This window comes from Actinoplanes sp. NPDC051633 (assembly GCF_040681735.1).
Taxonomy (GTDB): domain Bacteria; phylum Actinomycetota; class Actinomycetes; order Mycobacteriales; family Micromonosporaceae; genus Actinoplanes.
In genome coordinates this window covers 1-4,649 of record NZ_JBFAZH010000634.1, presented here as the reverse complement: position 1 = coordinate 4,649, position 4,649 = coordinate 1, and the positions used below count along the sequence as shown (strand labels likewise).

Here is a 4,649-nt window from a genome sequence, read left to right as displayed (position 1 = left end):
ACGACGCCATTGGAGAGAGAATAAAATCGACAATGTAAGTTATGCTAATATATATTGTTCCTAATACAACTTCTTTAAGTGTACGTCCTTTTGAGATACGCGCGATAAACAATCCAATAAACGGTGCATAAACGAGCCACCATGACCAGTAGAATATTGTCCAATCTTGAGGGAAATTCGTTTCTTTACCGGCGGCGGAGGCGTCGCGGATCTACGCGGCGGCGCTGCGGTCCGAGGCGTCACCGGCCGAGGCGGACGCGTTCCGCCGCCACATGACCTTCGAGATGGCCCGGATGTCCTGTGAGGACGGTCTGGTCATGACGCTGCACCCGGGCATCCACCGCAACCACCACACCGGCACCTTCGAGCGGTTCGGCCCCGACACCGGCCACGACATCCCGGTGGCGGTCGAGTACACCCGCGCGCTGCGGCCGCTGCTCGACCGCTTCGGCACGTACCCCGGCTTCCATCTCGTGCTCTTCACCGTCGACCCGGACGTCTACAGCCGCGAGATCGCGCCGCTGGCCGGCTTCTACCCCTCGGTGTACGCGGGCGCGCCGTGGTGGTTCCTCGACAACCCGTCGGAGATCCGCCGCTTCCAGGAGTCGGTCACCGAGACCGCCGGGTTCAGCCGCCTCTCCGGCTTCATCGACGACACCCGCGCCCTGTGCTCGATCCCGGCCCGCCACGACATGTCGCGGCGCATGGACGCGGGCTTCCTGGCCGAGCGGGTGGCCGACCACCGCCTCACCGAGCACGAGGCCCGCGAGACGATCGTCGACCTGGTCAGTACCCAGCCCAGGAAGGTCTTCAAGATAAGTTGAGCCGATGCGCCTGAAGACCGGCCGGCCCGACCTGGGCTCGTACGCCCACCGCTTCGACGTCCCGGGTGCTCCCGGCGACTTCAGCGTCACGTTCCTCGGCGTCGCGTCGCTGGTCTTCGACGACGGCCGGTCGGCCGTGCTGACCGACGGCTTCTTCTCGCGGCCGTCCCTGCTCAAGGCCGGCTTCGGCAGGGTCGCGCCGGACTCCGCCCGGATCAGCGCCGCGCTCACCCGGCTCGGCCACCGCCGCCTCGACACCGTGCTGCCGGTGCACTCCCACTTCGACCACGCGATGGACTCGGCGGTCGTGGCGCTGCAGACCGGCGCCACCCTGTTCGGCGGCGAGTCGACCGCGAACATCGGCCGCGGCGCGGGCCTGCCGGCGGAGCAGATCCGCGTCGTCACGCCCGGGGAGCCGGTGACCCGCGGCGCCTTCACCCTCACCTGGATCGAGTCGCGGCACTGCCCGCCCGACCGCTTCCCGGGCGTCATCACCGAGCCGGTGGTGCCGCCGGTCAGGACGCCCGCCTACCGGTGCGGCGAGGCGTGGTCGGTGCTGGTCCAGCATGAGAGCGGGCGGACCGGGCTGGTGCAGGGCAGCGCCGGGTACGTGCCGCGTGCGCTCGACGGGTACCGGGCCGACGTCGTCTACCTCGGCGTGGGTCAGCTCGGCCTGCAGACCCCGTCGTACATCGAGTCGTACTGGTCGCAGACCGTGCGCGCGGTCGGCGCCCGCCGCGTCGTCCTGATCCACTGGGACGACTTCTTCCGGCCGCTCGACCGGCCCCTGCGGGCGCTGCCCTACGCGGGTGACGACCTGGACGTCACGATGCGGGAGCTGGACCGCCTGGCTCGGGCGGACGGGGTCGCCCTGCACCTGCCCACGCTCTGGCGCCGCGAGGATCCCTGGTCAGCCCTTGCGGCAGAGTAGGTAGCCCTGCGGCGTCTCCTCGCCGTCCTCGGCGGGCCGGCCGCCCCAGTACACGATTGTGAAGCCGGCCCCGGTCGCCCAGCGCCGCATCTCCTCCGGCGAGAGGTGGTACCGGTCGAAGTTGACGCCCAGCCTGGCGGCCGGGCCCGAGCGGCGCAGCTTCCCGTCGCCGGCCTTGAAGGCGGTCACGAAGTATCCGCCGGGCTTGACGACGCGGGCGAGCTCGCCGAAGGCGACGGCCCGGTCCTCCGGGGCGAGGAAGAGCAGCGAATACCAGCAGACCACCCCGGCCAGCTCGGCGTCCGCGAAGGGCAGGGCCCGCACATCGCCCACCTCGAACGCGAAGTCGGGGTGATCCTCCCGGGCCACCCGCACCATCTCGGGCGAGAGGTCGACCCCGCGCGGCCGCAGACCCCGCGCCGCCAGGTAGGGCATGATCCGGCCGGTCCCGCAGCCGACGTCCCCGACATCGCCGCCGAGGCCGGCGTCGCGGGTCAGCTCGCAGAACAGGTCGAGCACGGCCCGCTCGACCGGCGCCTTCGCCAGCGCCCCGGGCAGGTGCTCGCGGTAGTAGGCGGCCAGCACGTCGTGCGCGTCTCTGAGTTCGTCGGTCCGCGAAGTCACGCCGGAAGACCTTAGTGCGCACAACTGCGGCGATGCCACAATCGCAGCCATGATGCCGACCCTTGCCGGACTGCCGTGACCGTCCGACCGGCCACCATGGACGATGCCGCCGCGCTCGCCGCCGTGCAGGTGGCGACGTGGCAGGTGGCCTACCGCGGGCAGGTGCCGCAGGAGCACCTCGACCGGATGGATCCGGCCCGGCGGGAGCCGGGCTGGCGGCAGTGGATCCGCGACGCCCGGCCGCCGGCCGGGATCCTCGTGCTCGACGACGAGGAGCACGGGGTGATCGGCTTCAACTGTTTCGCACCCACCCGCGACCAGGACGACGATCCCGCCACGGTCGGCGAGGTCCAGGCGATCTATCTGCTGCCCTCGCGGTGGGGCACGGGCGGCGGCCGGCTGCTCATGGCGGCCGGCGTGCGCCGGCTGACCGAGGCCGGTTTCCGCGAGCTGACGCTGTGGGTCCTGGACACGAACGCGCAGGCCAGACGCTTCTACGAGGCCGCCGGCTGGGGCCCGGACGGCGCCTCGAAGGTCGACGACTCGAGGGGCTTCCCGATGCGCGAGGTCCGATACCGCAGGACCTTGCCGTAGGGATCGCCGCCGTGCCGGACATGTACCGCTCGGATGCGACGACGCGTCCGCCGAGCGGGAGGAGCGGCGATGCGGCGGCTTGCGGCGCTGGACGGACTGAGACTGTTGTGCGCGCTGGCGGTGGCGGGCTACCACTTCGGTGACTCGTGGCGGCTGGACGGCGTGCGACCACCCGTCCACCACCTGCCCAACGCCTCACACGTGCTGATCTACGGCTTCCTCGGCGTCGAGGTCTTCTTCATGATCAGCGGGTTCGTGATCAGCCTGAGCGGCTGGGGCCGGACCGTACGCGAGTTCGTGGCCTCCCGTGCCGCCCGGCTCTACCCCGCCTTCTGGGTGTGCGTGATCGTCACGGCGGTCGTGGTCACCGCCGTGCCCCTGACGGCCGGCGTGCCGGTCACCGGGGTGCCCCCGCTGTCCGACGTCGTGATCAACCTGACCATGCTGGCCGAACCGCTCGGCACCGATCCGGTCGACACCGTGTACTGGACCCTCTGGTGCGAGATCAAGTTCTATCTGATCTTCGCCTGCCTCCTCGGCGGCGGCATGACCGAACGCCGGATGCGCGTGTTCTGCACCGGCTGGCTGGTCGCGGCCGTCGTCATCCCGGCCTTCCAGCCGGGGGAGTTCCTGCGCGAGCTGGTCATGCCCGACTTCGCGCCGTACTTCATCGCCGGCACCACGATGTTCCTGCTCCGCCGGTCACGGCGCGACTGGCGGCTGTGGGCGCTACTGGCCGGCTCCTGGATGATCGGCCTGCACGGCGTGCTGCTCCGGACGCTCGACCTCAGACCCGGCTTCGCCGTACCCGTCTGGCCGTCCTTCGTCCTGCTCACCGTCGCGTACGTGACGCTGCTCGCGATCGCCCTGGGCCGCGCCGACCGGGTCGACTGGCGCTGGCTGGCCACCGCCGGCGCGCTGACCTACCCGTTCTACCTGCTGCACCAGCGCGTCGGGTACAGCCTCATCCGCACCGCCCACCTGCGGACCGGCCTGCCGGCCGAGGTGGTGATCGCCGGCGCCGTCGTCGTGCTCCTGGGCGCCGCCTGGCTGATTCACCGGCTCGTCGAACGACCCCTCATGCCCTTGCTGCGGACGCATATCGTCGGCGCTCCGAAACCACCTGTAGCAGCGGGGGCGGTGCCGGACATGAGAAGGGCATGAGACGACGAGCGGCGGACGCCGAGGCCGCCTTCCGGGAGCTGTTCCGGGCGACGTACGACGACCTGTTGTGCTTCGTCGAGCGCCGGGCGCACCTCGCCGTGGCCGACGACGTCGTCGCCGAGGTGTTCCTGACCGCGTGGCGCCGCTTCGACCACGTGCCCGCAGAGCGCGGCGAGGCCCGCGCCTGGCTCTTCACGGTCGCCCACAACGTGTTGCGCAACCGGCAGCGCAGCGAGACCCGGCAGCAGAGCCTCGCCCTGCGCATTCAGCGGGAACCCGCAACGACCAGCGCCGAGGCCGATGGCGTGGCCGCCCGCGTCGACCTGGTCCGCGCCTGGCAGCGCCTGAGCGTCGACGACCAGCAGGCGCTCACGCTCACGGTCTTCGAGGGGCTCACCGGCCCGCAGGCCGCGGGGCTCCTCGGCATCTCCCGGCCCGCGTTCAGTCTCCGGCTGTTGCGGGCCAGGCGCCGGCTCCGGCATCACCTTCAGTTGGAAACCACCACCGCCCAG

At 70.8% G+C, this 4,649-nt stretch carries 6 protein-coding genes and 1 pseudogene; 5 read left to right on the top strand and 2 right to left on the bottom strand.

Features of this window, described 5'->3' with window-relative positions; translation table 11 throughout:
- On the bottom strand, positions 1-211 hold a 211-nt coding region (locus tag AB0M20_RS28425), incomplete at its 3' end, for a BCCT family transporter (protein ID WP_364303339.1).
- On the opposite strand from AB0M20_RS28425, the pseudogene AB0M20_RS28420 reads away from it, so the two are divergent.
- Together AB0M20_RS28420 and AB0M20_RS28415 are read left to right on the top strand one after the other, a co-directional pair.
- Positions 192-824, top strand: a pseudogene (locus AB0M20_RS28420) (glucuronate isomerase); the annotation flags it as partial. The gene AB0M20_RS28425 and the pseudogene AB0M20_RS28420 overlap by 20 nt on opposite strands.
- 4 nt (positions 825-828) lie before the next feature.
- Positions 829-1,755 (top strand): MBL fold metallo-hydrolase, encoded by a 927-nt coding sequence (locus AB0M20_RS28415; RefSeq protein ID WP_364303337.1) that lies wholly within the window; start codon positions 829-831, stop codon positions 1,753-1,755.
- On the opposite strand, the gene AB0M20_RS28410 is transcribed toward AB0M20_RS28415, so the two are convergent.
- Positions 1,735-2,379 (bottom strand): class I SAM-dependent methyltransferase, encoded by a 645-nt coding sequence (locus AB0M20_RS28410; protein WP_364303335.1) that lies wholly within the window; start codon positions 2,377-2,379, stop codon positions 1,735-1,737. The two genes, AB0M20_RS28415 and AB0M20_RS28410, sit on opposite strands and share 21 nt — an antisense overlap.
- Before the next feature lie 75 nt (positions 2,380-2,454).
- Between AB0M20_RS28410 and AB0M20_RS28405 the strand changes: the two genes are divergently transcribed.
- From AB0M20_RS28405 to AB0M20_RS28395, 3 genes are all read left to right on the top strand, one after another.
- Positions 2,455-2,973: a GNAT family N-acetyltransferase gene (locus tag AB0M20_RS28405; protein ID WP_364303333.1), complete on the top strand. Its 519-nt coding sequence runs from the start codon at positions 2,455-2,457 to the stop codon at positions 2,971-2,973.
- A gap of 69 nt (positions 2,974-3,042) precedes the next feature.
- Complete coding sequence (locus AB0M20_RS28400) at positions 3,043-4,137, top strand: acyltransferase (RefSeq protein WP_364303331.1); 1,095 nt, start codon at positions 3,043-3,045, stop codon at positions 4,135-4,137.
- Positions 4,134-4,649, top strand: a 516-nt coding sequence (locus tag AB0M20_RS28395; protein WP_364303329.1) for a sigma-70 family RNA polymerase sigma factor, incomplete at its 3' end; no start/stop codon positions are given. The genes AB0M20_RS28400 and AB0M20_RS28395, both read left to right, overlap by 4 nt.